Here is a 25,831-nt window from a genome sequence, read left to right on the forward strand (position 1 = left end):
CACCGCGCCATTCTTCTCGGCGCGGTGCGTTTCTCTCTTAATGTCAGTTACCCTGCCCCTGAGCAGGAACGGCAGCGGCATTGCCACGCTGACGGTACCAGACCGCATACACCACCGACAAAGCGATGACGAACGGCACGCCGTAGACGAGCGTCATGCGGAACTCGTCGGTGAAGTAGGTCGTGACGAGCGTCGCCAGCATCAGCAACGCGCCCGCCAGACTGGCGTACGGATACCCCCACATCCGGAAGCTCAACGATTTCGCGTCGTGCGCACGGCGGAAGAACAGATGCGTGACGAAGATCATCAGCCACGTGAACATCGCACCGAACATCGAGACCGACATCATCAGCGTGAACGATGCCTGAGGCGCAAGCACGTTGAGCGCAACCGCCAGCGCAATGCCGATGGTCGAGAGCATGAGCGCGGCGACCGGCACGCCGTTGCGGCTGACTTCACCGAAGCGGCGCGGTGCGTACCCTGCACGCGAGAGCGAGAACATCATGCGCGTGGTGATGTAGAGCTGGCTGTTCATCGCGGACAGCGCGGCGACCAGAATCACCAGATTGATCACGCCTGCTGCGCCCGGAATATGCGTCGCGGCCATCACCTTCACGAAGGGACTGCCGTCCTCACCTGCGGCATTCCACGGCACGATGGCGAGCGTCAGCGCCAGCGTGAGCAGATAGAAGAACACCAGACGGAACATCGTCGCGCGGAAGGCCTGCGTGATGGCGCGCTGCGGGTCCTGCGCTTCACCGGCCGCCACGGCAATCATCTCGATGCTCAGATAGCTGAAGATCGACACGATCACCGCCACCCACATACCCCACGCCCCCTTCGGGAAGAATCCGCCGTGCGACGTGTAATTCGCCAGCCCGATGCCGCTTTCCGTCGGGGCGCGGAACACGATGTACGCGCCGAGAATCAGGAACGCGACGATGGCCACGATCTTGAGCATTGAGAATGCGTACTCGACCGCGCCGAACACCTTGACGCTCGCCGAATTGATCGCAATGAGGCCGACCGAGAAGCCGACGATCCAGTACCAGCCCGGCACGGCCGGAAACCAGTACTTCATGTAGACGGCAATCGCCGTGACTTCCGTGCCCACGGCAAAGACAATCGACGACCAGTAGCCGTAGCGCACCAGAAACCCCGCCAGCGGCCCGATGTAGTGCTCGGCGTACGCGCCGAACGAGCCGGACGTCGGGTGCGCCACGGTCATCTCCGCGAGGCAGCCCATGAGCAGCAACGCAATCGCGCCGCCAATGGCATAGCTCAGCAGGACGCTCGGCCCGGCGAAGCCGATGGCGAACGCGCTGCCCAGAAAGAGGCCAGTGCCGATCGCACCGCCAATCGCAATCATCGATAACTGCCCGCTGGTCAAGCCGCGGTGCAGTCCCTTTTCTCGCTCGACAATGCTGTCGAAGCCTGGTTGTGTCGTACTCAAGATCGTCTCCTATATTCCTTGCGGTACTTCGCTATTGCGGTATTGAAATGACTAAAAGGTGTGTTCGATGCCGAAGCCGATGCCCCGGTAGTGCGCCCCGGGCGGCGCCGCGCCGCCATTGGTGGCGCTGAAGTTCGGACGTGGCGAGAAGCCGTAGCTGCCCCACGCCCGGTTGATGACCTGGTAATAGGCGAGGTACACGTCGGTGCGTTTCGAGAAGTCGTAGCGGTAGCCGAGGTTCATCTGCGTCGCGCCGAGGTCGGCGGTACTACACACCGCACCGCCCACGCGCGAGCACGAACCGTTCATCGCATAGCCGCCACCGAGCCAGACAGAGTGCTTTCCCCCGCCGAAGAAGTGCTGGACCATCGCGTAGACGGCGTCGCGGCGGTAGTGGTTGAGGTTGCCGATGGTGCCGTCGTCGGTGCGATAGGTCAGCCGGTCCCAGCCCGCCACCCACTTCGTGTTGGCGTACGTGAAGACGACCAGCACTTTGTGCCCGTCGTCGCGAGAGCCCGTGGCACGTGAGCCGACGTTCGACGGATTCGCACTTGCCGGAGCGCCGAGCCACGCAAGACCGAAGTAGTCCTTGTGCATCTCGTACGCGTAACGCACGCGCAACGGACCGTTCACGTACTCCAGCCCCGCACCGAACACTTGTGGCGAAATGCTGCCTGCCGGTGTCGTCACGCTGCCGTTCGACAGCGAGTATGAGAACCGCATTTGCAACCCGTACCACTCGGGTGTCCAGTACTGAAGGCTGTTGCCCTGACGCCGGTTGAACGTGGCATCCGACGCGTTGTTGACGCGCCCCGATTGCGTCGTCGTGTTCGGCACGTTGAAGCCGGGATTGCTCAGGATGGTGCTGAGGTCGCCCGTGTAGGGATTGCGCACCGGCGAGCCGACGGACAGCGTCGACCACTGATACGGCGTATCCCAGTTGCCCAGAAACGCCGTGCCGAACGGCCCCTTCAGCCCGACGTTCGAATTGCGATTGCCGATGGAACCGACGGCCTTGCCGTCGATGGAGACCGGCGTTTCGATCTGCCAGATCGCGGCATAACCGTCGCCGAGATCTTCCTTGCCTCGCATGCCGAAGTACGAAATGCTCGAGAGCATGCGTGTGCCGCTCAGCTCCGGCACGTTGATCGCGCCTGCGGGCGCTTGCGTCGGACGCGGCGCGGAGGCCGGCACCTGACGTCCGCTCACGCTGACCCAGTCCGTCATCGGCGTGAGATGTCCATAGATCTGCACCTGCGCCTGCGACATCTCGCAAGCGCCGAACCCGACGGCCACCGCCAGCACCGCACCGGGCATACGCGCGCCAGCGCGCGCAGACCCTGAACGTGTCGCATGACTCATGTCCCGTCGGCGTGAGAACCGATACCGCAACGCGCCGCGCATCCTGCCTTAACCCGGCAACGTGAAACCGCAAGCGGCCAACTGCGCAAGCAGCCGCTCGTGTTGCTCATCCGACAGCTGCGTGAGCGGCGGACGCACGCGCGACCATGCCGGGTCGTCGCGATGTGACGCCAGCACCGCCTTGAGCGCCGGGATCATGGGGTACGACTGCACGATGCTGCGCACGGCGTCCGCTTGTGCCTGAAGCGCTGCGCCCGCATCGCCCGCCCATTCGCGGCACAACCGTCCGATGACTTGCGGGTTGACGTTCACCGTCGCCGAGATGCACCCCTTCGCACCTTTGGCCGACGCGCGCGACACAAGCGATTCGGACGCCGGGAAGATGCCGAAGCCGGGGAAGGCGTCGAGCATGGCATTCAGGTTGTTCCAGTCCCCCGAGCTGTCCTTGATACCGACAACCGTCTGCGGGAAGTCGCGAGTCAGCCGCTCGATCACCGGCAGCGTGATCGGCACGCCCGACAACGCGGGGATGTGATACAGGTACGCGCGCAGACGCGCATCGGCCACTTGCTCGATCACGCGGGCGTAGTAGGCGTACAGGCCGTCGTCCGAGATGCCCTTGTAGAAGAACGGCGGCAGCATCAGCACACCGGCGCAGCCGCGCTCGACGGCATGACGCGTGAGCGCCACCGTTTCCGGCAACGAGCAGCATCCAGTGCCCGGCAGCATACGTCGCGTGTCGAGACCGTTGTCGACGAGCAGGTCGAGCAACGACATACGTTCGCTGAGTCCGAGCGAGTTCGCTTCGCTGTTCGTACCAAACGGCGCGAGACCGGCACCTTGCGAGAGCAACCATTCGCAATGCGCGAGAAAACGGGGGGCATCCGGCGTCAGATCCGCGTGAAACGGCGTGACGACGGGCGCAAACGCCCCGGTCAATTCGTGATCGACCATGACAGTTCCTAAGAGAGAGGGAGAGAGTTGCGGCGCTGCCCTCGCTGAACGTCCCCGTTCAGCGATTCAGGCAGGCGCGGACCGCATCAGGGCGATGGGTTGATTTCGTGCAGGAATTGCAGAATTTCGCGGCCGAGCGAATCGTCACCCGTGTCGAGATGCGCAACGACCGACGTGTGGTTGTGGTCGTGCACCTGAACGAAGCGCGGCGCGTGCGCATCGCGCTTCGCGAGTCGATGACAGAATTCGAGCGCGTAAGTATCGAGATGGGGATTCTCGAACTCGGCAACGACCGTCATCACCGGCACCGGCATGGCATCGACGTGCGCCATCGGGGCGTCCGCTTCATGACGCGCCGCGTCGACGCCGTAATAAGCGATGACGCCCGGGGCATTCGGATTGTCCGGCAAGACGTCGGCACGTAGCCGCGCGCTGATCAGCACGGTTCCGGCCACCTCAGGTACCACCGGACGCACACGCGGATCGCACAGATAGCTGGCGACGTGCGAGCCGCCCGCCGAATGCCCGATCAGCAGGATGCGGGACAAGTCGGCCCCGCCCTCGCCCGCGTATTGCGCGATGTGCTCGCGGATCCATCGCATCGCCAGCGCGACATCCTCTGCGCCGCCCGGGAACGTGGCTTCCGGCGCGAGCCGATACTCCACGTTGACGGCCACGCAGCCGTGACGCGCGAAGTAGCGCGGCACGTTGCCGTAGATCTGCGCGTTGGCATTCATATCGCCACGCACGAATCCGCCACCGTGCACGAAGACCACAACGGGCGCGGGTCCGGTCGGCGCTGTCGGACGGTAGACGTCGAGCCGATGCCGCGCATGCGGGCCATAGGCCAGATCCTGCACGACGGAGAAGCCTTCCGTCGACGCCTTCGCCAGCAACGGCGTGTAGGTGTCGAGCACGGCACGGCGTCCAGCGGCGATGTCGTCGGTCCACGAAGGGCCGATCACCCGCATGACCGCGCGTGCGACTTCCCACTCGGCGGCGACTGACCTCTGTCCGTCCATCAATAGACTCCCATCAACTGCGAAAGCTGCGCGATGTACCCGGCGTAGCGCGGATGCTGCTTGATCGTCTGCGGCGAGCGCGGACGCGGCAGATCGATCACCACTTCCTGCTCGACCTTGCCCGGACGTGCCGACATCACGATCACGCGGTCCGACAGGAACACCGCCTCCTCGATGCTGTGCGTGACGAGCAACACCGTCTGCCGGTGCTCCTGCCAGATGCGCAGCAGTTCGACGTTCAGGTTGTCGCGAGTGAGCGCGTCGAGCGCACCGAACGGCTCGTCCATGAGCAGTACTTTGGGTTCGAGCGCCAGAATCTGGCCGATGGACGCGCGCTGGCGCATACCGCCGGACAGCTCGTGCGGATGGTGGTCGGCGAACTGCGCAAGTCCCAGCATCTCCAGCAGCGCCGCCACGCGCGGCTCGCTCTTCTCCTTCGGAATCTTGCGCAGGCTGGTGCCGAGCAGCAGGTTCTGACGCACCGTGAGCCACGGCAGCATGTTGCTCGTCTGGAACACGACGCCGATCTCGGGCACCGGACGCGACACGCGCTGGCCAGCCACCCGCACCTCACCGCCGTCATGCGCCACCAGGCCCGCCACGATACGCAACAGCGTGCTCTTGCCGCAGCCGCTGGTGCCGAGAATCGACACGAACTCCTGGTCCGCGATGGAGAGCGATACGTCGTCGAGGATCTTCACCGGCGCAGTCTTGCGGTTCTTCGCCGGAAAGGTCTTGTCGATGTGGCGCACTTCGATCATGGCGTCCGACGTTTGGGGGGCCACAGACGGCGCTTCGGCCGCGCGCGTCGAGTGCAGAGGCGTCACGATGTTCGCCTTCGAGTTAGTCAGACCGCTCATACGTTGATCCCCCGCCACCAGACAAACCGTGCCAGCCGTTCGATGGCCCAATAGAGCACCACCGCCAGCAACGTCACCATGAGAATCGCCGCGAACATCACGTCGGTGCGTGCCGCTGCCGAGGCGAACACGATCAGATGCCCCAGCCCTTCTTCCGACCCGATGAACTCGCCGACGATGGCGCCGATGACCGCGAGCGGCATGGCGATCTTGAGACCGTCGGCAAACGCGGGCAGCGCCGCCGGGAGATACAACCGCCAGAAGGTGTCCCACGGGCTTGCGCCCAGCGCACGGAAGTGCTCGTCGAGATTGCGGGCGACGGACGCAAGACCGCCCATCGTCGCCACCACGACCGGGAAGAAGGCGAACAGGAACGTCGACGCCAGCTTCGAGGCGAAGCCGTAGCCGAACCACACGATCATGAGCGGCGCGAGCGCGATCTTCGGCATGCTCTGCAAAGCGGTGACGAGCGGATACAGCGTGCGGCGCGCGAACGCGCTGTAACTGATCACCACACCGATCACCAGCCCGCCCACGACGGCCGCGACGAACCCCGTCAGCACTTCGACAGTCGTCACCCATGTGTCCGCCAGCATCTGCGGATGCACTTCCCACGCGGCGCGAAAGATGGCCGACGGCGGCGGCATCAGGTACGACTGCACCTTGAAGTACGTCACGGCCAATTCCCACAGGGCGAGCAACACGCCCCAGAATACGATCGTCTGTGCGATGCGTTTCATTCGAATGTCTCCTCCGGATGGACGGGGCTTAAGCCTTGCCGCCCGACTTCTCCTTGACCATCCCCGGCGGGGGCGGCACGACGAAACGCTCGAACCGGAACCGGTCGAAGCTCTCGATGTTGCGCTCCCACACCTTCGCCTCGTACGGATGCTCGGCGTCGATCTGCGTCATCTCGCAATACAGCTCGACGTTGTTGCCGTCCGGATCCTTGAACACGAGGAAGTAGTTCGCACCGGGACCGTGGCGGCCGATGCCGCGCACAATTTCGACCTCATGCGCACGCAGCACTTCCACAGCCTTCTCCATCTCGTCGACGCTGTCGACCAGATACGAGAAGTGCTCCATGCCGGGACGTCCGTAGCGCGGCAGATCGTCGATGTCGGGCGAGTTTTTCGGAATCTGCGACAGCGCCAGATCGTGGTGATCGCTGCCCGCACGCAGGAACACCATCTGGTCGTCGATCCAGTCGGAGACCGTGAGGCCGAGCACTTCGGTATAGAACTTCACCGACTTCTGAATATCGCGCACGACCAGCACCAGATGGCCGAGACGCTTCGGATTGAGTTTGGGTTTGGGGCTTGTCATCTCCACTCCTTGCATTGCAACAGTTCTCATCGCCTATCGATCGAATTCCCGAACACCGGGAATCACTCGACGAACTGATTGGTATAGATGTCGGTGGCTTTGAGCGTCGGCGCGAGATTGAAAGCATCGCGCACGAACTTCGCGGTGGACTCCATACGCGGCACCGGCAGCCAGCCCGGCTTGTGGCCCTTCGTCTCGCTATCGGTCTCCAGCGCGCCGATCTGGCGAATCTGTTCGACCATGACCTGCTTGTCGAGCATCGGGTACTGCGAGACGATCACACCGGCGGACTCCTCCGGGTGCTCGCGCATCCAGGCATAGCCCTTGTAGGTCGCCTGCACGAAGCGACGCACCACGTCCGGCTTCTGCGCGATCATCGTTTCGGTCGTGACGATGCCGTTGCCGACCATGTCCAGCCCGAAATCGCGATAGCGCAGCGAGCCGATCTCGCGACCCTGCTTCGACGCCAGCGACTTGAGCACCGGCAAATTCGCGCCTTCCCAGCATTCCGTCAGATCCACGCGCCCTTGCAGGAACGAAGGATTGATCGTGGACGGATCGAGGCGAAGCAGCTTGACGGACGTCGGCGGCAGGCCGTTCGCCTTGAGCCACGCCGGTACGATGTTCTGCAACGGCGACGCGCCGCCACCGCCCATCGACATGCCTTTCAGATCGGCGGGCTTGGTGATGGTGCGCCCGGGCTTGGCGAGATAGCAGATCGCGCCGGGCCAGACCGCGTTGATCGAGCCGACCATGCGGGTCTTGCCGCCCTGTGCGCGATTGAGCATGACGCTGATCGGGTCGCCGTAGCCGAACTCGAACAGGCCCTGATCGACTTCATTGACGGTGCGTTGCCCGCCGTGACCGACGATGGCCGAGACTTCCAGCCCTGCCTCGCGGTAATAGCCCTTGTTGATCGCGACGAGCACGCCGCCGGTACTGCCCTGCGGCAGCCATGAGAGGTTGAACTTGACCTTGTCCTGTGCGGCGACCGGCGTCGCCCACAACGCGCCTGCGCCGACAATCCCTGCCGTGCCGATCGTGCTGGCACATGCGAGCGCCGTCCACCAGCGCCGGGTCCACTGCCACTGCTGCATTGCTGCCTCCTCCTGACCGCCACATGAGCGGTCTTTCTTATTTGCGTTGTGCCACGACGCGGTTCTCGATGGCGCCGATGCCCTCGATACCCGCCACCATCACGTCACCCGCCTTGAGATACACGCCACGCCCCATGCCCACACCGGTCGGCGTGCCCGTGGCGATCAGATCGCCGGGCTTGAGCGTGAGGATTTCCGACAGGTAAGCGATCTGCTCCGCAATGTTGAAGATCATGCCTGCCGTCGTGTCGTCCTGCATCGACTCGCCGTTCACCGACAGGGTCATGCGCAGGTTCTGGGGATCGCGAATGACGTCGCGCGGCACAAACCACGGCCCCAGAGGTGCGAAGGTATCGAAACTCTTGCCGCGAAACCAGTCGTGCGTGAACGGATAGTCGGTGCGACGGTTCAAATCCCGTGCGCTCACGTCGTTGATCACGGTGTAACCGGCGATCCATTCATGGGCCTGTTCGACCGGCACGTGACGGCCCGGACGGCCGATCACCACGGCCAGCTCGACCTCCCAGTCGACGCGCTCGGCATGCGGCGGCAGCACGACATCGGTGCCGGTGGCCGTCACGCTCGTCTCGGCCTTCATGAACATGTACGGCGAGCTTTCGCTGCGCGGGGCAAGCTTGGTGCCCATTTCCGCCGCGTGTTCGTAGAAGTTGGACGCCGTGGCAAAGATGCGGCCCGGCTGATACGGCACGCACAGACGGTAGCTGTCGGTGGCCAGCGCACCCACCTTGGCCGGAACGCCTGCGTCCAGTGCTCGACGCACCGCAGCCGACACGGCCTCGCCATGCACATACCAGTCCGAGAGCAGCGCCGTCAGGTCTTGTGCCGACGCGAGGTCGTCTTCCGCACCCGCGCCCATGTGACGCAGCACCGCTTCGAGGTCATACAGACGGCCGTGCTGCACCAGTGCGGTACGACGAGCGGCGACGGCGCCCGGCGCCAGCGATTCATAAGTTGCCAATCCAAACCAGGTCACACCTTCCTCCTTGTCTTCCATCGGTAACCGATCTCGTTTTCACGTATCGGCTGTCTTTTTGATTGCTATGTTGAAACACAATACATAGCATATGTATACATAGCAACTGATTTGTATTTTATTTTTCAATCCATCTCGTCGAGACGATTAAGGCCCATGAACGACACGCCGCTGCTCCTCAATCTCATCCCGCTCGAACCGCTCGCCCGCGCCCAATTGCTTGCCGCCGGACTGCATCTGCACGACGTCGACGCCACCCAGCTTTGCGTCGGGGACGACCCCGTAACGCCCCATGTGCGCCTCGTGCTGACCAACGGCACCACCGGTCTCACGGCTGCCCAAATGGACGCGTTACCGCAGCTCGAACTCATCTGCGCGTTCGGCGCGGGTTTTGAAAACATCGACGTCGACGCCGCCACGCAGCGCGGCATTGCTGTGGCCCATGCGCCGAACACGAACGGCGAGACCGTCGCCGATCACGCGCTCGCGCTGATGCTGGCCAGCGCACGCGGACTCGTCACGCTCGACCGCGCCGTGAAGGCTGGCGGCTGGGCGAAACATCGCGCACCGCGTCCCACGCTGAGCGGCGCACGACTCGGCATCGTCGGTCTCGGCAACATCGGTCAGGCCATCGCAACGCGTGCGGAAGCCTTCGGCATGTCCATCGGCTATCACACGCGCACGGCTCGCACGGACTGTCGCTGGCAGCACTTCGACGACATCGGCGCACTGGCCGACGTGAGCGACTTCCTCGTACTCGCCTGTCCCGGCGGCCCGGCCACGCATCACCTCGTGAGCACCGACGTGCTGGCGCGTCTGGGCGCACAAGGCTTCCTCGTCAATGTGGCCCGAGGCAGCGTGGTCGATACCGTGGCGCTGATCGAAGCGCTTTGCGACGGCGTAATTGCCGGTGCCGCACTCGACGTCTTCGAGACCGAACCCGAGGTGCCGTCTGCACTGCGCATGCTCGAGAACGTGGTGCTCACGCCGCACATCTCAGGCCGCTCTCCCGCCGCGCTACAAGCACAGATCGACCTGCTGCTGGCGAACGCACGCGCCCATCTGGCTGGCACGTCGCTACCGGCTGCCGTCAACGCCGTTGGACATCGCAACGCGTCAAAATAAAAAAGAAGCGGGCAACCGGGAGACCATCGGAGGTTGCCCGCTTCAACACTTCACGCTTTGGAGGCCCTGTGAAGTCGGCGGTGACGGCGCGAACCGATGCCTCCGGTCGCGCCGCCCATGACGTCGAATCGTTCGTTAGCGTGCCGGGTACGGCTTAGCAGGCGCGCCCATCACCGGCTCACCCAGCAGCGGGCTCGACAGCGCGTAGGCACCGTTCTCGGTGAAGGCCCACATGATGTTGCGGTCGTACTCGGTGTACATCGCGAACACCCCCTTACCCAGCGTGTAGACCGGCAGTTCCGTCTCGTCGGCCAGACCCGGCACGAAGTAACCGGCAATGCGCGGCTTGGTCGGGTCCTTCACGTCGAAAATCTGCACGCCTGCGTTGTAGAACGAGTACGGCACGATGCCCTGACGCCACGTACCCGGCTGACCGATGGAGTTCGAACGCTTCGGACCGTAGTTGCCGCCACGCTGGCAGAAGCTGGTGAACGGCGCGCCTTCCGGCACTTCCGGCTCGGGCAGCTTGCCCGCCACTTTCATCTTTGCGGGATTGCGCGCGTCGACGACGAAGATGTCCTTGTACGGCTCGTAGCAGTCGCGGTTCATCGGGTAGCCGCTGGTGAGCACATAACCCGTGCGCTCGTACTGGCTGACGTCGGCGTTGTCATACTCCGTGCCTGCGAAGCTCGGTGCCGTGTTCACGTTACCAACGACCTTAGGATGCGCCGGATCGCTCAGATCGAACGACCACAGTCCGAGACCGCCCATCGCGCCGAAGCCCACCTTGCCGCCCTGCTCCAGCGGCTTGGGCAGGAAGATCGGCATACGCGAGCCCATCCACGATGTACGGTTGCCTGCACGCGGGTTTTGCAGGTAGGCCTGCTCATGCTCTTCGTTGCCGAGAATCTGGCCCGGCACCGAAATCTGCGAGATGAACTTCGGATTCGCGGGGTCCGACATATCCCACACCTGGTAACCCGGCGAGTAGAGATAGTTCGGGTATTCGGTGAGCGCGTAGCTGTCGTCCGGCGCCGACGAGAGAATCATGTACTTGCCGCCGTAGAATTCCGGCGAGTCAAGCGAACCCGAGCCTTGCTGCTGGCCGACCGGCGCGTTCGGATGCTTGTAGTCGGTCGTGCGCGTGGCGATCAGCTTCCAGTCGGACGGCAACGGGCCGTCCATCACGAAGACCTTGAAGCCCTTGAGCGAGTTGTAATTGCGTTGTGCTGCGACCTTGTCCGGCTGCTTCGACTTGTCCTGCATCAGCCCGTAGCGGCCGATTTCGAACGACGCGACGAGGATCGGCTTGCCCAGCTTCTTGTTCCACACGATGGTGGCGCCGCCGAGGTAGTCCTGCACGTTGTTGGCGTCGAACTTCTCGCTCGATCCCTTCGGCCCCCACACGCCGCCCTTCGAGTAGACGACCTTGCCGTTGGCCGGATCGGTCACGTCCATGATGCGCAGATAGTCGCGGTCGTGGATGTAGAGATAGCGTTTGCCGTTGAAGTCGGCGATGTTGTTCCACGCATGGAACGGCGAATCGACGCCCGGATAGAACGCCAGCACCTTCACGTTCTTCGAATAGCTCTTCTTGTCCCACGTGGTCAGTTCGCCGGGGAAGCGCTGGCCCGTGTGAATTTCGGGCGATGCCTTCGGCCAGATGAACTTGCCGGTGGCCGGGTCCATACCGTAGTCGACACCGGCCTTGAGCGGCTTCGGTTCGCGGTCCGGCGTGAGGCGCAACCATCCGGCGAGATACGGGTCCTTGACGTTCGGCGTGCCGGGCGTACCGGACGGATTCTCAGCGGCGGCCGGTTGCGCGACCGGCGCGCTCTCGGGAGCCGACGCGTGTGCGGCAAGCGTCATCGTGAGCGCCGCGAGCACTGCCGTGGCTGTCAACATGGCGGGGGCTGCACCGCGTGTCTGCATGCGAAACATGTCTTCCTCCTTCGTCTCAAAAGTCTTCTCGCCGGCGCTGTGAACGACCTACGCCGGCGGCGTATTACCGAAAAGCGGGAATGCGGAAATGCGGATAGCGAACGACGTCTGCGTCAGAACGCGTGACGAATACCCAACTGCACGCCCGACGGGTTCTGCGTTCCGGTCGGCGTGACCTGGAACGTCACCGGGTAATGGACGGTCGTGTCGTTGCTGTGCTGCACGCGAGCGTAGGTCGCATAAAGCGTGGTGCGCTTCGACAAGCCGTACATGTAGCCGACGACGAAACCGTTGGCGTTGGAGAGCGCCTTGTTGTCGTCGTCCTGACGGTGAACAAAGCTTGCGTAGAAGCGATGGCGGTCGGTGAGTGCATAGCGCACGCCCGCCTGAATGTCCCAACCGCGCACGTTGAACGCAACGTACGGGGGATAGGCGTAGTAACCGTTGTACGTGTGATAGATGAACGTCGGTTCGACGCTGCCGAACTTGTACGTCGCAGCAAAGTAGTTGTCGCGCGACGAGCGGATCTGGCTGGCCGAATAGATGTCGCGGGTATATTGCAGCTCACTGACCGCGCCGAGGAAGATGCCACCCTGGCGATATTCCAGCGCAGCGGAGTAGAAGCGGCCGGAGCGCGTACCGTCACCCACACCGGTCGTCGCCATGAAGCGAGCGTTCAGGCCGTACCAGGTCGGCGTCTTGTACTGGATGGAGTTGTCGACGCGATACGACGCGTAGAAGAACTCCATGTTGTTGACCATACTGAAGTCAGCCGCCCAGCTCGGATCGGCATAACCCGCGATCCAGTACGACGGCGTGAACTGACGGCCCAGCGACAGATCGCCCCACGGCCCCTTGATCCCCACGAACGACTGACGCGCCTGCGCCGATTGTGTGCCGTTGTTGGCTGAGAACATCGGCTCGTACGTAAAGAACGCGCGGTTCCCACCGCCAAGTTCTTCATAGCCGCTCAGGTTGAAACGCGAGTTGTTCAGCCCACCACTGGACATTCTCGTGACCTTGCCGCCATTCGCGCCCGACCCCCACAGTTGCTCCATGTTCAGGTCGATGAACCCCGAGAGCGTGACACCCCCGGAAGACTGCGCGTACGCACCGCCCTGCATTGCACCCAGCAGCAATGCACACAACACTCGCTTCTTCATGCTGTCTCCTGATGTTTCTCGTTTTATTTGCGACGCCTCCCCTGTTTAACTGCCGGGATGTCTGCCGCTCGCCCGTTGCATGTATACAATCTTTCGAATGATTATACATATCAAAGAAATTGAATTTCTACTGCTATTTGCTTATACAAACGGGCTATTTTTTTATAGCGGGTTACCCCTTAGGACTTTGGATGATGAATCGCCGCCGACACACCTGGCGCGATGCACGCGAGGTGGCCAGCGGCGATTTGAGGCACGACGGTGGGGAATATCGAGATGCGTCGCGCGCGGATCAAAGTCCGCTGCGGTCGGCCTGGAGGCCTTCGTGGCGCAGCTTCGGTGCGTTGTCGCTGCCCGTGCCGTCTTTCGAGGCGCCGCCCCAGCCGTGCGCGGTGACGTCGAAGATCACGCCGTTCGGGTCAAAGAACTTCACTTCGTAAAAGATGTTGCTCTTCACCGGCACTTCGCCCATGTAATAGCGTCCGCCAGCGGCTTCGATCTTCGCGCGCGTGGCGGCCACGTCTTCCACCCAGATGCCGATGTGATGCAGGCCGACGAACTCGCGTCCGCGGTCGCCTGCCGCTTCGTCGTTCTTATAGTTGAGCAGCGCAAGGTTGATGACGCCGTCCGAGAGGTAGACGCCCCGGGCGAGCGAGGAGTCCGTCTCCCCGACCTTCTTGAAATCGAACGCCTGCATATAGAACTCGGCTGCCTTCCAGGGGTCCGGCACGGAAAGCGCAATGTGACGCAGTTTGGCCATGATGAATGTCTCCTTCGGATTGAGGTGATAGGCCTCGCCGGCACCGCCGACGAATGGCTTATGTATACTATCTAAGCATATTGCATTCAAAAACGTATTTTTGAATGCATGCTGAGCCTCCCATCGTTCCGGAAATCGACAAAACCCCGTCCCTTATGGCGTTGCGCCCTTTTTACACGAGAACACGAGGAAAAATACTCGTATAATCCGCATGTATACAATCCGACTAAAACGACGCATCTACGGAGCGAGATAAACCAGCATGGCCGAAACCATTGCCGCACGGATCTGCCGCGTATTGACGGGCGAAATCATCGACGGCCGCCTGCCCCCGGGCCAGAAGCTTGAAGAAGTCGTGCTGGCCGAGCGCTTCAAGGCGTCGCGCACGCCCATTCGGGAAGCGCTGCGCGAGCTGAACGCCCGTGGCCTCATCGAACTCACGCCGCACAAGGGCGGTGTCGTCGCGAGCATCAGCGTCGACGACCTGTCCGACATGCTCGAAGCGATGTGCGAACTCGACGCGCTTTGCTGCCGCCTGAGTGCACAGCGCATGAGCGCCATGCAGAAGAAGCAGTTGGAGATGATCCACGTCCAGAGCAAGCAGTGCATGGACGCAGGCGACGAAGCCGGTTATCTCGCGCTCAACCGCGAGTTCCATCAGTTGCTGAGCGCTGGCACGCAGAACAAAACGCTGATGGCGCTGATCGACAGCCACCGCGAACGGCTCGCCCCGTTCCGGGCGGCGCAGTCCGATGTCGAAGAACGCTTTACCGTGTCGTTCGACGAACACGACCGCGTCGTGGAAGCCGTGCTGGCCGCCGATGCCGAAGCCGCCTATAACGCGATGCGCAGCCACACGGCGCGTCTGAGCATCCACGTACTCGAACGTCTGCAACATAGCCGCAAGGACGCGTAATCCTCGCGTTAGCTTTACGTACACCCGGCCCACCTGCGGCCGGGTGACGCTCTCCCTCCCCTGCCATTGCATCGTCTCCGAAGTCACCTTTCCGACGTCCGCCACGCAAACGGACATTGACGGGCGATTCAATCCATCGTTTGGTGATACTCGACCGAGAAGGCCGCTCACGCCGCCGATCCAACGCTCATCGCGTATTCCGCGTGTTCGTCACTTGAGTAGCGCACCTTTCCGCGCCCAGAGTAGGTTGCTGTCCTCCGCACGGGCTTCTAGCCTGCACGAGTGAGACGCGAAGCACCGCTATCGCTACGCGCCACGACGTCGCTCTTCTGCGACGGCATATCACTCCACCTCTTGGGAGACTCACATGTCTGAAGTCACTGACGTACTCGTTGCCATCGACACGAGGGCGATCCTCGACCGCTATGGCAAGAACAGCAGTCTGTCGAATCCGCCGCTCATCGACGCCAAGCACGTTTTCATGATCGTGACGCAGAAGAACGTGGTCAGCGGTCAGGCCGGTGGCGAACTCGATGTTGCTGCCCGGATCGGCGACGTGATCCGCTGGCGCGAAAACTCCCTCTCGTTGGGCTTCGAGGAGTCATGCATCTTCTACAAGTTCGTCAGCGGCCAGGTCAATCTCATCTCGGAGCCCTCGCCGCGCGAAGCGGAGGTCAAGATTCCCGTGCCGAACCCGCAGGACCCCACGCATCCGAAGAAGCAGCAGGTATCCAACTACTTCTGGTCGTGCGAAACGCTCAAGACCGGACGCGTGACCTATCACTTCCAGTTCCAGATTCTGGATCGCAGCGGCAATCTCTGCGGCTGCTATCAATGGGATCCGTTCATCAGCATTCGCAACGACTAAATCACTGACGGCAGCGATCCACCGGCCGGTGGATCGCAAATCCACTGCCCACGGCAAGGAATCCGCTATGCCCGAATCCCAAACCAGCGCGGACGTGCTGTTAATCATCGACGCCGCAGCGTTGCTGTCGGGAGAGTCCGCCGCCGATTGCTGTTACGCGCTATGCACCGGGCTGGATTCTCTGCTGACCAGCAACGACGGGCAACTTCACCTGAATGCGATGCCTGGCGAGCGTGTCAGCTTCCGCTGGTCCCCGACATCGGTGCGCGGCGAGCATGCAATCCTGCTTGACTTGCAGTTGCCTGACGACGACGTACTCACGGATCTGGTCCTGACGACGAATCCCGACGCGACGCTCTTCGTCCCACAAATGGAAGACCCCACCAAGTTCGAAACGCGCACCACGCATGACGCATGCTGGGAGGTCGACGTTGTTGCGGAGGGAAGCGTCGACATGCAGATCGAGGCAATCGTGACGGATCGAAATGCGGAGGTCCTCGGTACATTTCGATGGCCGCTATCCATCGTTGCGGGCTGATGGATTCACCCGCAACCAACTATTCATAAATCGAATGGCATGCATTTTGATATTTAATTTGTCGATGCCCGATCGGTTCGCTATCTTGTAAGTCTTACCCCGCAGTTTCACCCCCCACGAGACCCCGCAGCGCGGCTGCGCACCTCCACACGACAGGTTCACACGGCACGTTGTGAGGCAGCGCCAGCGAGGCCCCGGGCAGCATAGAGGCGTTCCCAATGACTCACCGCGTTTTCGTCGGCGCCGTCGGTGCCGACGGCAACCCCATCACCCTCGCTGTGCGCGACGGACGTTTCACCTACGTCGGCGCGCCCGAGTCGTACACCCCCGACGCCACCGGCGCCCAAATCATCGATCTGCAAGGCAAGCTCGTGCTGCCCGGTTTCGTCGATGGGCACATCCATCTGGACAAGAGCTTCGTCGGCGATGGCTGGCGGCCGCACCGCCCTGCTGCGACCCTGCGCGAGCGCCTTGCCGCCGAGAAACAGGAAATCGCCGCCGCCGCGCCGATGGCTCAGCGTGCCGACACCCTCATGCGTCAAACCGTGTCGTTCGGCACCGTCGCCATGCGCTGTCATGTGGACGTCGAAGCCAGCACCGGCCTCACGCACCTGAACGAAATCCTGGCCATGCGCGAAAAGTGGCGCGAATGGCTGGACATCGAACTCGTCGCCTTCCCGCAAGCCGGTGTGATGACGTGCCCCGGCACGGCCGAAGTCCTGGAAGACGCCGTCCGCGCCGGTGTGCAAGTCGTGGGCGGCATCGACCCGACCACGCTCGACGGCGACCCGCACGGGCAACTGAGTGTGATCTTCGGCATTGCCGAGAAGCACGGCACGAAGATCGACATCCATCTGCATGAGCCGGGCGATATCGGTCTCGCGCAGTTGCATCGCATTGCTGCACGTACGCAGGCGGCCGGGTTGCAGGGACGTGTGTCCGTCAGCCACGCCTACGGACTGGGCGACATCGGCCCGGAGGAACTCGACACCATCGCCCGTGCGCTGGCCGACGCCGACGTCTCGATCATGACCAATGCCCCGGGCGACCGAGCCTTCCCGCCGATTCTGCGCTTGCGCGAAGCGGGTGTGCGTGTCTTTACGGGCAACGACAACATTCAGGACAGCTGGTGGCCGTACGGCAACGGCGACATGCTGCAACGCGCGATGCTGATCGGCTATCGCTCGGGTTTCTATACGGACGAAGACCTGCACGTCGCACTGGAAATGGCGACGACGGCAGCTGCGGCCGTGATCGGCAAAGCGGACTACGGACTGCACACCGGCAACGAAGCCAGCTTCGTCGTCTTCGACGCACCGAACGCCGCAGCCGCTGTGGCAGCCGCACCGGCGGCGCGTGCAGTGATTCGTCACGGACGTTATTGGGGCGGCCCGGCGCAACTCGCGCTGGACCCCGCCCTGCTCAAAGACACAGCAGGGGTCACCCCGACCTGACTGTCATGCGCGACGCCGCTGCCTGCGCGAGGCGCTGGCGTCGCTCACGTTCGTCGCACCGAGGTGAAGCGATCCGTGCGCGCCCCCAAGCGTGGATCGTGACCCAGGAACCCGGCGGCGGACGATGGGGAGAAAAACAGAACGACGTATCAGAATCATCAGGAGCTAACAAGCATGTCCAAGACTACGTATTACGCGCCGCACGGCGGGCATCCGAGCCAAACGGAACTGCTCACCGACCGCGCCATGTTCACCGAAGCGTACGCCGTTATCCCGAAGGGCGTGATGCGCGACATCGTGACCAGCCACCTCCCGTTCTGGGACAACACGCGTCTGTGGGTGCTGGCACGTCCGCTCTCGGGTTTCGCCGAGACGTTCGCGCAATACATCATGGAAGTGGGCGCCGGCGGCGGTAGCGACAAGCCCGAGCAGGACGACAAGGCCGAAGGCGTGCTGTTCGTCGTGGAAGGCGAAATCACCGTGACGATTCAGGGCAAGGCGAACACGCTCACCCCGGGCGGCTACGCGTTCATTCCGCCCGCGACCGACTGGCAACTGCGCAACAACAGCCAGAGCACGGCGCGCTTCCACTGGATCCGCAAGCACTATCAGGCCGTGGAAGGTCTGCCGTATCCGGAACCGTTCGTGAAGAACGAGCAGGACGTCGAGCCGATCGCGATGCCGGGCACCGACGGCCGCTGGGTGACGACGCGCTTCGTCGACATTCAGGACATGCGCCACGACATGCACGTCAACATCGTGACGTTCCAGCCGGGCGGCGTGATCCCGTTCGCGGAAACGCACGTGATGGAGCACGGCCTGTATGTGCTCGAAGGCAAGGCCGTCTACCGTCTGAATCAGGATTGGGTGGAAGTCGAAGCCGGTGACTTCATGTGGTTGCGTGCGTTCTGCCCGCAGGCCTGCTACGCCGGTGGTCCGGGCCCGTTCCGCTACCTGCTGTACAAAGACGTCAACCGTCACATGAATCTGACGCTGGGCGCTCAGCCGAAGTAAGCGGTATTCAGCGGTAGTTCCCGGGTAGTTCAGCCGCGTGCGTCGTGATCACTTCGACGCACGCGGTTTCGATTCCAGCATCCCGACAAGCACCTTGGCGAGCGCCACCACCATCGGGTCGGCCGTCGGCCGGTGAAAGATCGCCAGCTCGAACGTGTCGACGACAGGCAATCCCTGCGCACGACCGAGCACCACATGCCCCGGCAGCACTGCGCGCGGCGGCACCAGACTGATCCCCATGCCATCGGCCACGGCACCCTGAATCCCGCTCAGACTCGAACTCGTGAAGCTGATGCGCCAGTTGCGTCCCATCGCTTCGAGCGCGTTGATCATGTCGTCGCGGTACAGCCCCCGCGTGGGGAACGTCACGAGCGGTACCGGATCGAGACCGAACGACGGATGCTTCGCACTGTCGATCCACGCCAGCTTTTCCGGACTGCTCGCCACCGACTCGCGACTGTTGCGACGCTGCTTGACCAGCACGAGATCCAGTTCGCCGTGATCGTAACTGCCTAGCAAATCGCGGCTCAGACCGCTCGTGACTTCGAGTTTGACCTGCGGATACTGACGGTTGAAACGAGCGAGCACCTGCGTCGTCGCACCGGTGGCGAAATCCTCCGGCACACCGAGGCGCACCGTCACCGCCACCACCGCCCCCGAAAGCGCCTCGAACATCTGATCGTTGAGTGCGAGCATCTGACGCGCGTAACCGAGCAACAGCTCGCCTGCGTCGGTGGCGTGCACCTCGCGATTGCCACGGTCGAGCAGCTTATGGCCGACCATGTCCTCCAGGCGCTTCACCTTCTGACTGACGGTGGACTGCGTCGAATGCAGACGGGCGGCCGCCGTCGTGAAGCTGCCGCAATCGGCCACCATGATGATCGAGCGCAAGAGGTCCAGATCGAACAGCGGTCGATTCGATTTCGCACTGCCAGCCATGTCTCATATTTATTTTTGCGATGAATGGCTGAACTTGTATCACGCGCGATGAACGCCCGGCAACTGGGGTTTTCGGCGGTGCCAGCGCCAGGGTGGCGACCGGCACCGCGTCGTGCAGGTAGCGCTTGGTTAGACGCCCAACGCCCGTCCGTCGCTGCGCGGATCGTGCGCGCCGCTCATCTGTCCTTGCGGGCTGATACGGATGGCCCCCGGATGCCCGGCAAGTTGACTTTGTGGCGGCAGCGGACTCATCTCGTGTCCTCGCGCCGCCAGCGCGGTGAACACCCCAGCACCTGCGTCTTGCTCCAGCTTGAGGCTGTCGCGCGAATCCGAGAACGTCTTGCCCAGCAGGAAGCGTGGGCGCTTCAATGCCGTCAACGGATCCATGTCGTAGTCGATGAGACGGGTGAGCACGGCCGCCAGCGTCTGCGGTTGCCCGTCTGCACCTTGCGTGCCGTAAAGCAATTGCGGGCGTCCACCCTTCAGGTACATGCCGGGATTGAGCGTATGGAACGGACGCTTGCCGCCGCGCAGCACGTTGGGACTCGCCGGGTCCACGCTAAACGATGCCCCTCGGTTGTGCCACAGCACACCGGTGTCGCCCAACACTACTCCGCTGCCCCAGTCGAAGTAGACGGTTTGCAGCATGCTCACGCAATTGCCCTGACTGTCCGCCGCCCCGATGTACACCGTGTCGCCTGTCTTGTAGACGTGCGGCCACGGCATCGCGCGGTCCATGCGAATGCTGCGCGCGTGAGCGTCGAGATTCGTGCTCGACAGCAGACGATCCACCGGCACGTCGACGAAATCGGGATCGGCCACGTAGCGGTTGCGGTCGAGAAACGCGAGCTTCACGGCTTCGACCAGCACGTGATAGTAGTCGGCGCTGCCCTCCGGCATCGACTTCAGATCGAAGCGGTTGAGGATGCCCATGATCTCAAGCGTCGTGACGCCCTGTGTCGGCGGACGCAACCCGAGCAACTCGCCGTCCCGATATGCCACGCGCAACGGCACTTCCTCACGCGCCTGCGCACGCGAGAGATCGCTCGCGCGCAACGGCGAGCCCACCTTCTTCAGACCGGCGGCGATGCGTCCGGCCAGATCGCCTTCATAGAATTCGCGTCCGCCGTGGGTGGCGATGCTGTCGAGGCTTCGCGCCAGCGCTGGCTGATGAAAGCGCTCACCGGCCTGCGGGATGCGTCCGTTCGGCATGAAGGTGCTTGAGAAGCCCTCCCAGCCGGACAACTCGTTGGCACGAAACGTCTGCCAGAAGTGCTGCGACGGCGTCACCGGAAAGCCGTTCGCGGCGTACTCGGTCGCACGCGAAAAGAGCGACGGCCACGATTGTTGTCCGCCCCACTGCGTGCGACTCAATTCGAATGCTTTGTCCCAGATGGCAACGGTCGCGGCGGTGGTCAGCGTCGCGCCGGGGCCGCGCACAGGAATCGCGCTACCGTACTCGGGCGGTTGCGCTGCGGCCTGACCGATGCCTGAGAGCGTGCGTACATTGCCGTCACGATCGCTGATGACCATGAAGGCATCGCCGCCCAGACCGGTGAAATGCGGATAGGTGACGCTCAGCACCGCGCCGATGGCAATCGCCGCTTCGATGGCGTTCCCGCCCGCGCGCAGCACTTCCAGCCCCGCTTCGCTCGCCAGCTCATGCGGACTGGTCACCATGCCGCGCGTCGATTGTGCGAGACGCCCGTCCGGCTTTGCGTTCGTCTCGGCTTTCGACGCCACCGACGGCGCGGCTGCCACGGCTTCGGCAGCCTCGACAGCCGAGAGCGGCAGGACGGCGCTACCGGCGAGTGCCGCCGTTCCCATCAGAAAGTTGCGACGCGCGTTGATGCCGGTCGCGTCGCCGTTGGTGGAAGGCTGTGATTGCGGGGGTGTCGGAGTGAGGCCATCGGCCAGTTTTGGTGCGAACGTCATGCCGTCTCCCTTGGGGATGTCATTGGAAGGCGAAGCGCACCCGACACTGGCAGCGCTTCGCCCTCGCATAGTTAAGTCGTCAAAGCGTTGGAGGTCAGACTTCCGCCTTCCAGCCCTTCCAGTTGCGCTGATGCGAAACTTCCGGGGCGGAGTAACGCTCCTTGACCCAGGCGTAGACCGGACCGAGGGCGTTCATCGCCACGGCGGCGGCCAGTGCGGCCAGCGGGTCCTGCGCAACGGGACCGAAGCCGCCGAACAGCGTGGCGAAGTAAGTCGCGAAACCGAAGAACATGCCCGGGATGAAGTTCAGGCCGGGGAAGAAGCGCGCCAGCGCCATCATCGAGCCGTTGCCAGCGAAGAGAATCACCATCTCCGCGACCACCAGCGTGTTGCCGCTGAATTGCGTCGCGGCCTGTTTGAAGCCCAGCACGATCAGGAACGCGAAGAACGATCCGATCGGTAGCGTCGCCCAGATGCGTTTGAGGTTCACCAGCGTCGGGCCGCCCATCGCAAACGTGGCTGCCCAGCTGATGAAGATCGCCCAGGGCGGCAGATGCAACGGCAGCATCGCAATCGGGATAGTGGTGACAGCAAGTAGTGAGGCAACGACTTCCGCAGGCAGCTTCTTCATGATTGTCTCCTTGAGTTTTATAAGAACTTCATTGCGCACAACAACATGAATGCCGGTGAATCTCGCAGCTGTGCTGCGTCACGACCGTGATGCGGCCGCGTTTGATGACCCACAGACGTGGCGGGATATCGAGCAGCGCGTCGGCCACCCGGAACGTATCGAGAATGATCAGATCGGCCTGCTTGCCCACGGCGATGCCGTAGTCGTGCGACAGCCCGATGGCCCGCGCGGCGTTATGCGTGCCCATGTCCAGAATCGCCTGCTGATGCTCGGGCACGCCGAACTGCGCCACGTGCGCGAGCAAATTGCCGATCTGCAACATGTCGGCCTTGCCGAACGGCGTGAACGCGTTACGTACGTTGTTCGACGAGTACGCGACGTTCACGCCCGCGCTATGCAACGCTTTTACAGGGGTCAGTCCACGGCGCTGGTTCCGCACATCCTTGCGCCCCCCGAGATACAGATCCGTTGCTGGCAACGTGACGATGCTGATGCCCGCCAGCCGGATCTGTTCGATCACCGGCGCGAGTTCGTCGTTGTCAAGCGCGCCCAGACTCGTCACGTGGCCGAGCGACACGCGTCCCTGATAGCCCGTGTCGATGGTCCGCTGCGCGATGTAGGAAATCGCGGCGAAGCGCTGATCGCTGGTGTCGTCCGCGAAGTCTGCGTGCATGTCGACGGGCGCATCGAAGCGCTGCGCCAGCTCGAACACGATATCGATGTGGCGCTTCGTGTCTTCCCAGTTCAGCTCGTTGTACGGGCAGCCACCCACGACATCGGCGCCCATGCGCAGCGCGTCGATCATCAGCTCATAGGTGCCCTTTGACTTGAGAATGCCTTCCTGCGGGAACGCCACGATCTGCAGATCGAGCAGGCTGTCGTACTCGTCCTTGAGCGTGAGCAGCGTCTCCACGCCGATGAGGCCCTGAATCAGGTCGACGTCCGGATGCGCACGCACGGCGACCGTGCCGTTCTTGACGGCCATGTCGAGCACCTGACGCGAGCGGTCGAGCACGTCTTCTCGCTCCTGCTTACTCTTGAGAATGCCAGTCACGCGAATGGCCTCGTCGAGCGTGCCGAAACGTGCGGGCAGACGACGATGCAGCAGCGCCTTATCGAGATGCAAATGCGCCTCGACGAGGCCGGGAATCGCAGCCCGGCCCTGCGCGTCGATCTGCTCGTCGGCGGTGGCGTCGATGCCCGGCTCTATCGCGGCGATGCGTCCGCCCTTGATGGCGATATCCACGAGCGGCGCGTCATCGCGTACGCACACGTTGTTGATCAGCAGGTCCACATGCATGGTGCGGGTCTCCTTACGTCACGAAAAGCACTTGCGAATCACGTCGCAGAGTGAGGTTGATGGACTTGGCCGGGGTGCTAGGAATGCGTTGACGGCCGGGGTGGCAAAGGTTCAAGAGAGGCTTGAACCAAGATTAGAAGAGCGCCCGACTACGGGGCATCGGGATTTGCTGGTTTTCGCCTAAGAATTTCCCTAGACGCGGTGCAGCAATCAAAACGTGGGGAAGGGTTTGACCGGACAGAGGGTCCGGCCAAGGGAATTCAACGCCTGATCAGGCATCGGTACCGGCGACGATCAGGCCATGTTCGATGGCGTAATGCACAAGCCCTGCCGTCGATGGAATGTCCATCTTGGTGAGAATGTTCGCTTTGTGCGTGCTGACGGTCTTGGCCGACAACGACAGGCAGCGCGCAATGTCGTTGATGCCGTTGCCTTCGACCAGCATCTGGAAAATCTGGAACTCGCGCGCCGTCAGACGCGTGTGCGGTAGCGCCTCGGCCGGTTGCTGCAACTGACGCACGAGCTTGTCGGCCACCAGCGGCGACACGACCGTGCCACCACGTGCCACGCGCCGGATGGCGCTCATCAGTTGCTCGGACTCGGCGTTCTTCGTCAGATAGCCCGCCGCACCCGCGCGGATGGCCTGCACCGCATATTGCGACTCGCGATACATGCTGAGCACCAGAATCGGCAGCGACGGATAGCTAGACTTGATCTGGGCGATAAGCGCGATGCCGCTCTTGCCGGGCATCGACATATCGAGCAACAGCACATCGACGGTGGTCAGGCGCAGACGCTTCAGAACGTCTTCGCCATCCACCGCCTCGGACACGACGGCCATGTCGGGGGCCATCGAAATGATCTTTTTCAGACCGTCGCGAATGATCGCGTGGTCGTCGGCAATCATTACACGCATGGCCACCCCGCATCGTGAGTCGCCGGAATCGTCGAGGCGTGCGTTGCGGGCCGTGCGGGAATCCGCACGACGATGCGCGTGCCCTGCCCTGGCGCGCTTTCGATATCGAAGGCACCGCCCAGCATCAGCGCCCGCTCGCGCATGCCCATGAGGCCAAGCCGCTGGCCATGTCCGGCGCGCAACGGATCCATACCCCGCCCGTCGTCGCTGATGCACACGTGGCAGTGACCGTCGCGCAGTTCGAGCGTCACGCGGACTTGCGTCGGCTGTCCGTGACGGCTCGCGTTCGTGAGCGACTCCTGCACGATGCGGAAGATGGCTGTGCTGCACTCGCTATCGAGGCACGCCGTCACCGACTCGGGCATCGCCAGTTCGCACGGCAAGCCGTGACGCTGCGCAAACGATTCCGTGAGCCATTCCAGCGCGGCGTGCAGGCCGAGTTCGTCGAGTACCGCCGGGCGCAGATCCGCCGCAATGCGATGCACAGCGTCGATGGTCTCGTCGACCAGTTCCTTGAGCATCTGGATTTGGGCGGACTGATCTGCGGCAGGCAGGTCCGGTTGCGTCTCCAGATAGTTAAGACCGAGACGCAGACCGCCCAGCCACTGCCCGAGTTCGTCATGCAATTCGCGCGACAGGCGTGTGCGTTCGGCTTCACGTACGGTTTGCAGATACGCGGAGAGCTGACGAAGTTGTGCGCGCGAATCGAGCAGCGCCATCTCGGAGCGCTTTCGGTCTGTGATGTCGCGGGAGATGCCGACGGTGCCGACGATGCGTCCGTGCGCATCGCGCACAGGCATCTTGACGGTGTCGAACCAGCGTGGTGCGCCGTCCGCACCGGGTCGGCTTTCTTCGTAGCGACGACGAACGCCGCTCGCGACGACAGCACGGTCGGTAGCGAGGTACACACGTCCCCACTCGGAGGACCAGACCTTGTCCGGCGTGCTGCCAATGATGTCAGCCTCGGTGCGCCCGCATGCGGCCATGAAGGCGTCATTGACGAGGATATAGCGCGACTCGGTGTCTTTGAGCCACGCCTGATCCGGGATGTTGTTCAGAATCGCCCGGTGCAGTTCGCCATGCGTCTCCACTGCGTCTCCTTGCCGTACCGATGAAATGGCGCGGTGCAGCACAGTCAGAGGCTTGAAAACAAGGCGCTCGCCTTGCCAAAGGTTCGCCATGACACCAGCACCGGTCCGCAACCAATATAGCCAGACCGGCGCGCGGGCGCGCCTCTAGTTTTCCCGCATATCGGCATGCTGC

At 63.0% G+C, this 25,831-nt stretch carries 24 protein-coding genes; 6 read left to right on the forward strand and 18 right to left on the reverse strand.

Annotated features, from left to right (window positions below; translation table 11 throughout):
- Nucleotides 1–43: 43 nt before the first annotated feature.
- From ACIQWO_RS05675 to ACIQWO_RS05715, 9 genes are all read right to left on the reverse strand, one after another.
- Nucleotides 44–1,453: an amino acid permease gene (locus ACIQWO_RS05675; protein ID WP_402820356.1), complete on the reverse strand. Its 1,410-nt coding sequence runs from the start codon at nt 1,451–1,453 to the stop codon at nt 44–46.
- 51 nt (nt 1,454–1,504) lie between these two features.
- Complete coding sequence (locus ACIQWO_RS05680) at nt 1,505–2,815, reverse strand: porin (RefSeq protein WP_402820359.1); 1,311 nt, start codon at nt 2,813–2,815, stop codon at nt 1,505–1,507.
- A gap of 48 nt (nt 2,816–2,863) precedes the next feature.
- On the reverse strand, nt 2,864–3,769 hold the full coding sequence (locus ACIQWO_RS05685; protein ID WP_402820362.1) for a dihydrodipicolinate synthase family protein: 906 nt from the start codon (nt 3,767–3,769) through the stop codon (nt 2,864–2,866).
- 86 nt (nt 3,770–3,855) lie between these two features.
- Entirely contained in the window at nt 3,856–4,791 is a 936-nt protein-coding gene (locus ACIQWO_RS05690; RefSeq protein ID WP_402820365.1) for an alpha/beta hydrolase, read from the reverse strand.
- On the reverse strand, nt 4,791–5,651 hold the full coding sequence (locus ACIQWO_RS05695) for an ABC transporter ATP-binding protein (RefSeq protein WP_402820368.1): 861 nt from the start codon (nt 5,649–5,651) through the stop codon (nt 4,791–4,793). The genes ACIQWO_RS05690 and ACIQWO_RS05695 overlap by 1 nt, the downstream gene beginning before the upstream one ends.
- On the reverse strand, nt 5,648–6,391 hold the full coding sequence (locus tag ACIQWO_RS05700; RefSeq protein WP_402820371.1) for an ABC transporter permease: 744 nt from the start codon (nt 6,389–6,391) through the stop codon (nt 5,648–5,650). Before ACIQWO_RS05700 ends, ACIQWO_RS05695 begins: the two co-directional genes overlap by 4 nt.
- 28 nt (nt 6,392–6,419) lie before the next feature.
- Nucleotides 6,420–6,977, reverse strand: a complete 558-nt coding sequence (locus tag ACIQWO_RS05705; RefSeq protein ID WP_402820374.1) for a VOC family protein — start codon at nt 6,975–6,977, stop codon at nt 6,420–6,422.
- A 62-nt stretch (nt 6,978–7,039) separates the two neighbouring features.
- Nucleotides 7,040–8,074 (reverse strand): ABC transporter substrate-binding protein, encoded by a 1,035-nt coding sequence (locus ACIQWO_RS05710; RefSeq protein WP_402820377.1) that lies wholly within the window; start codon nt 8,072–8,074, stop codon nt 7,040–7,042.
- A gap of 37 nt (nt 8,075–8,111) precedes the next feature.
- Nucleotides 8,112–9,068: a fumarylacetoacetate hydrolase family protein gene (locus ACIQWO_RS05715; protein WP_402821839.1), complete on the reverse strand. Its 957-nt coding sequence runs from the start codon at nt 9,066–9,068 to the stop codon at nt 8,112–8,114.
- 156 nt (nt 9,069–9,224) lie between these two features.
- On the opposite strand from ACIQWO_RS05715, the gene ACIQWO_RS05720 reads away from it, so the two are divergent.
- Entirely contained in the window at nt 9,225–10,193 is a 969-nt protein-coding gene (locus tag ACIQWO_RS05720; protein WP_402820380.1) for a 2-hydroxyacid dehydrogenase, read from the forward strand.
- 135 nt (nt 10,194–10,328) lie between these two features.
- Here ACIQWO_RS05720 and ACIQWO_RS05725 read toward each other — a convergent pair whose 3' ends face one another.
- From ACIQWO_RS05725 to ACIQWO_RS05735, 3 genes are all read right to left on the reverse strand, one after another.
- Complete coding sequence (locus ACIQWO_RS05725; protein WP_150574250.1) at nt 10,329–12,134, reverse strand: hypothetical protein; 1,806 nt, start codon at nt 12,132–12,134, stop codon at nt 10,329–10,331.
- Between the two features lie 113 nt (nt 12,135–12,247).
- A complete protein-coding gene (locus ACIQWO_RS05730; protein ID WP_402820385.1) occupies nt 12,248–13,297 on the reverse strand; it encodes a porin in 1,050 nt (349 codons plus the stop codon).
- A 292-nt stretch (nt 13,298–13,589) separates the two neighbouring features.
- On the reverse strand, nt 13,590–14,057 hold the full coding sequence (locus ACIQWO_RS05735) for a VOC family protein (RefSeq protein WP_246184396.1): 468 nt from the start codon (nt 14,055–14,057) through the stop codon (nt 13,590–13,592).
- A 262-nt stretch (nt 14,058–14,319) separates the two neighbouring features.
- On the opposite strand from ACIQWO_RS05735, the gene ACIQWO_RS05740 reads away from it, so the two are divergent.
- The 5 genes from ACIQWO_RS05740 to ACIQWO_RS05760 all read left to right on the forward strand — a co-directional run bounded on the left by ACIQWO_RS05740 (nt 14,320) and on the right by ACIQWO_RS05760 (nt 18,847).
- Nucleotides 14,320–14,973, forward strand: a complete 654-nt coding sequence (locus ACIQWO_RS05740) for a GntR family transcriptional regulator (protein WP_150736973.1) — start codon at nt 14,320–14,322, stop codon at nt 14,971–14,973.
- 367 nt (nt 14,974–15,340) lie between these two features.
- Complete coding sequence (locus tag ACIQWO_RS05745; RefSeq protein ID WP_402820391.1) at nt 15,341–15,841, forward strand: inclusion body family protein; 501 nt, start codon at nt 15,341–15,343, stop codon at nt 15,839–15,841.
- A 28-nt stretch (nt 15,842–15,869) separates the two neighbouring features.
- Complete coding sequence (locus tag ACIQWO_RS05750) at nt 15,870–16,379, forward strand: AidA/PixA family protein (RefSeq protein WP_402820394.1); 510 nt, start codon at nt 15,870–15,872, stop codon at nt 16,377–16,379.
- A 218-nt stretch (nt 16,380–16,597) separates the two neighbouring features.
- Entirely contained in the window at nt 16,598–17,833 is a 1,236-nt protein-coding gene (locus tag ACIQWO_RS05755; RefSeq protein WP_402820397.1) for an amidohydrolase family protein, read from the forward strand.
- Nucleotides 17,834–18,007: 174 nt separating this feature from the next.
- Nucleotides 18,008–18,847 carry a bifunctional allantoicase/(S)-ureidoglycine aminohydrolase gene (locus tag ACIQWO_RS05760; RefSeq protein ID WP_402820400.1) on the forward strand — a complete coding sequence of 280 codons (840 nt, stop codon included), beginning with the start codon at nt 18,008–18,010 and terminating at the stop codon, nt 18,845–18,847.
- Nucleotides 18,848–18,895: 48 nt separating this feature from the next.
- Here ACIQWO_RS05760 and ACIQWO_RS05765 read toward each other — a convergent pair whose 3' ends face one another.
- From ACIQWO_RS05765 to ACIQWO_RS05790, 6 genes are all read right to left on the reverse strand, one after another.
- Entirely contained in the window at nt 18,896–19,786 is an 891-nt protein-coding gene (locus ACIQWO_RS05765) for a LysR substrate-binding domain-containing protein (RefSeq protein WP_402820403.1), read from the reverse strand.
- Nucleotides 19,787–19,915: 129 nt separating this feature from the next.
- Nucleotides 19,916–21,466 carry a gamma-glutamyltransferase family protein gene (locus ACIQWO_RS05770; protein ID WP_402821842.1) on the reverse strand — a complete coding sequence of 517 codons (1,551 nt, stop codon included), beginning with the start codon at nt 21,464–21,466 and terminating at the stop codon, nt 19,916–19,918.
- Nucleotides 21,467–21,815: 349 nt separating this feature from the next.
- On the reverse strand, nt 21,816–22,352 hold the full coding sequence (locus ACIQWO_RS05775) for a DUF1097 domain-containing protein (RefSeq protein WP_039398196.1): 537 nt from the start codon (nt 22,350–22,352) through the stop codon (nt 21,816–21,818).
- Between the two features lie 28 nt (nt 22,353–22,380).
- The gene (locus ACIQWO_RS05780) at nt 22,381–23,652 is read right to left on the reverse strand and encodes an amidohydrolase family protein (RefSeq protein ID WP_402820406.1); all 1,272 of its coding nucleotides are present in this window, start codon (nt 23,650–23,652) and stop codon (nt 22,381–22,383) included.
- A gap of 271 nt (nt 23,653–23,923) precedes the next feature.
- Nucleotides 23,924–24,568 carry a response regulator gene (locus ACIQWO_RS05785; RefSeq protein WP_402820410.1) on the reverse strand — a complete coding sequence of 215 codons (645 nt, stop codon included), beginning with the start codon at nt 24,566–24,568 and terminating at the stop codon, nt 23,924–23,926.
- On the reverse strand, nt 24,559–25,749 hold the full coding sequence (locus ACIQWO_RS05790; RefSeq protein ID WP_402820413.1) for a PAS domain-containing protein: 1,191 nt from the start codon (nt 25,747–25,749) through the stop codon (nt 24,559–24,561). The genes ACIQWO_RS05785 and ACIQWO_RS05790 overlap by 10 nt, the downstream gene beginning before the upstream one ends.
- Between the last annotated feature and the right edge of the window lie 82 nt (nt 25,750–25,831).

Origin of the sequence: Pandoraea sp. NPDC090278 (genome assembly GCF_044772185.1) — a bacterium.
In the GTDB taxonomy this organism is placed as follows: Bacteria; Pseudomonadota; Gammaproteobacteria; order Burkholderiales; family Burkholderiaceae; genus Pandoraea.

Coding starts and splice junctions, on each gene's coding strand:
- ACIQWO_RS05785 (WP_402820410.1), bottom strand. CDS start 24,568: ATGCGTGTAATGATTGCCGACGACCACGCGATCATTCGCGACGGTCTG.
- ACIQWO_RS05695 (WP_402820368.1), bottom strand. CDS start 5,651: ATGAGCGGTCTGACTAACTCGAAGGCGAACATCGTGACGCCTCTGCAC.
- ACIQWO_RS05735 (WP_246184396.1), bottom strand. CDS start 14,057: ATGGCCAAACTGCGTCACATTGCGCTTTCCGTGCCGGACCCCTGGAAG.
- ACIQWO_RS05760 (WP_402820400.1), top strand. CDS start 18,008: ATGTCCAAGACTACGTATTACGCGCCGCACGGCGGGCATCCGAGCCAA.
- ACIQWO_RS05700 (WP_402820371.1), bottom strand. CDS start 6,391: ATGAAACGCATCGCACAGACGATCGTATTCTGGGGCGTGTTGCTCGCC.
- ACIQWO_RS05765 (WP_402820403.1), bottom strand. CDS start 19,786: ATGGCTGGCAGTGCGAAATCGAATCGACCGCTGTTCGATCTGGACCTC.
- ACIQWO_RS05710 (WP_402820377.1), bottom strand. CDS start 8,074: ATGCAGCAGTGGCAGTGGACCCGGCGCTGGTGGACGGCGCTCGCATGT.
- ACIQWO_RS05680 (WP_402820359.1), bottom strand. CDS start 2,815: ATGAGTCATGCGACACGTTCAGGGTCTGCGCGCGCTGGCGCGCGTATG.
- ACIQWO_RS05770 (WP_402821842.1), bottom strand. CDS start 21,466: ATGGTGACCAGTCCGCATGAGCTGGCGAGCGAAGCGGGGCTGGAAGTG.
- ACIQWO_RS05725 (WP_150574250.1), bottom strand. CDS start 12,134: ATGTTTCGCATGCAGACACGCGGTGCAGCCCCCGCCATGTTGACAGCC.
- ACIQWO_RS05720 (WP_402820380.1), top strand. CDS start 9,225: ATGAACGACACGCCGCTGCTCCTCAATCTCATCCCGCTCGAACCGCTC.
- ACIQWO_RS05685 (WP_402820362.1), bottom strand. CDS start 3,769: ATGGTCGATCACGAATTGACCGGGGCGTTTGCGCCCGTCGTCACGCCG.
- ACIQWO_RS05705 (WP_402820374.1), bottom strand. CDS start 6,977: ATGACAAGCCCCAAACCCAAACTCAATCCGAAGCGTCTCGGCCATCTG.
- ACIQWO_RS05755 (WP_402820397.1), top strand. CDS start 16,598: ATGACTCACCGCGTTTTCGTCGGCGCCGTCGGTGCCGACGGCAACCCC.
- ACIQWO_RS05775 (WP_039398196.1), bottom strand. CDS start 22,352: ATGAAGAAGCTGCCTGCGGAAGTCGTTGCCTCACTACTTGCTGTCACC.
- ACIQWO_RS05730 (WP_402820385.1), bottom strand. CDS start 13,297: ATGAAGAAGCGAGTGTTGTGTGCATTGCTGCTGGGTGCAATGCAGGGC.
- ACIQWO_RS05690 (WP_402820365.1), bottom strand. CDS start 4,791: ATGGACGGACAGAGGTCAGTCGCCGCCGAGTGGGAAGTCGCACGCGCG.
- ACIQWO_RS05790 (WP_402820413.1), bottom strand. CDS start 25,749: ATGGCGAACCTTTGGCAAGGCGAGCGCCTTGTTTTCAAGCCTCTGACT.
- ACIQWO_RS05745 (WP_402820391.1), top strand. CDS start 15,341: ATGTCTGAAGTCACTGACGTACTCGTTGCCATCGACACGAGGGCGATC.
- ACIQWO_RS05740 (WP_150736973.1), top strand. CDS start 14,320: ATGGCCGAAACCATTGCCGCACGGATCTGCCGCGTATTGACGGGCGAA.
- ACIQWO_RS05780 (WP_402820406.1), bottom strand. CDS start 23,652: ATGCATGTGGACCTGCTGATCAACAACGTGTGCGTACGCGATGACGCG.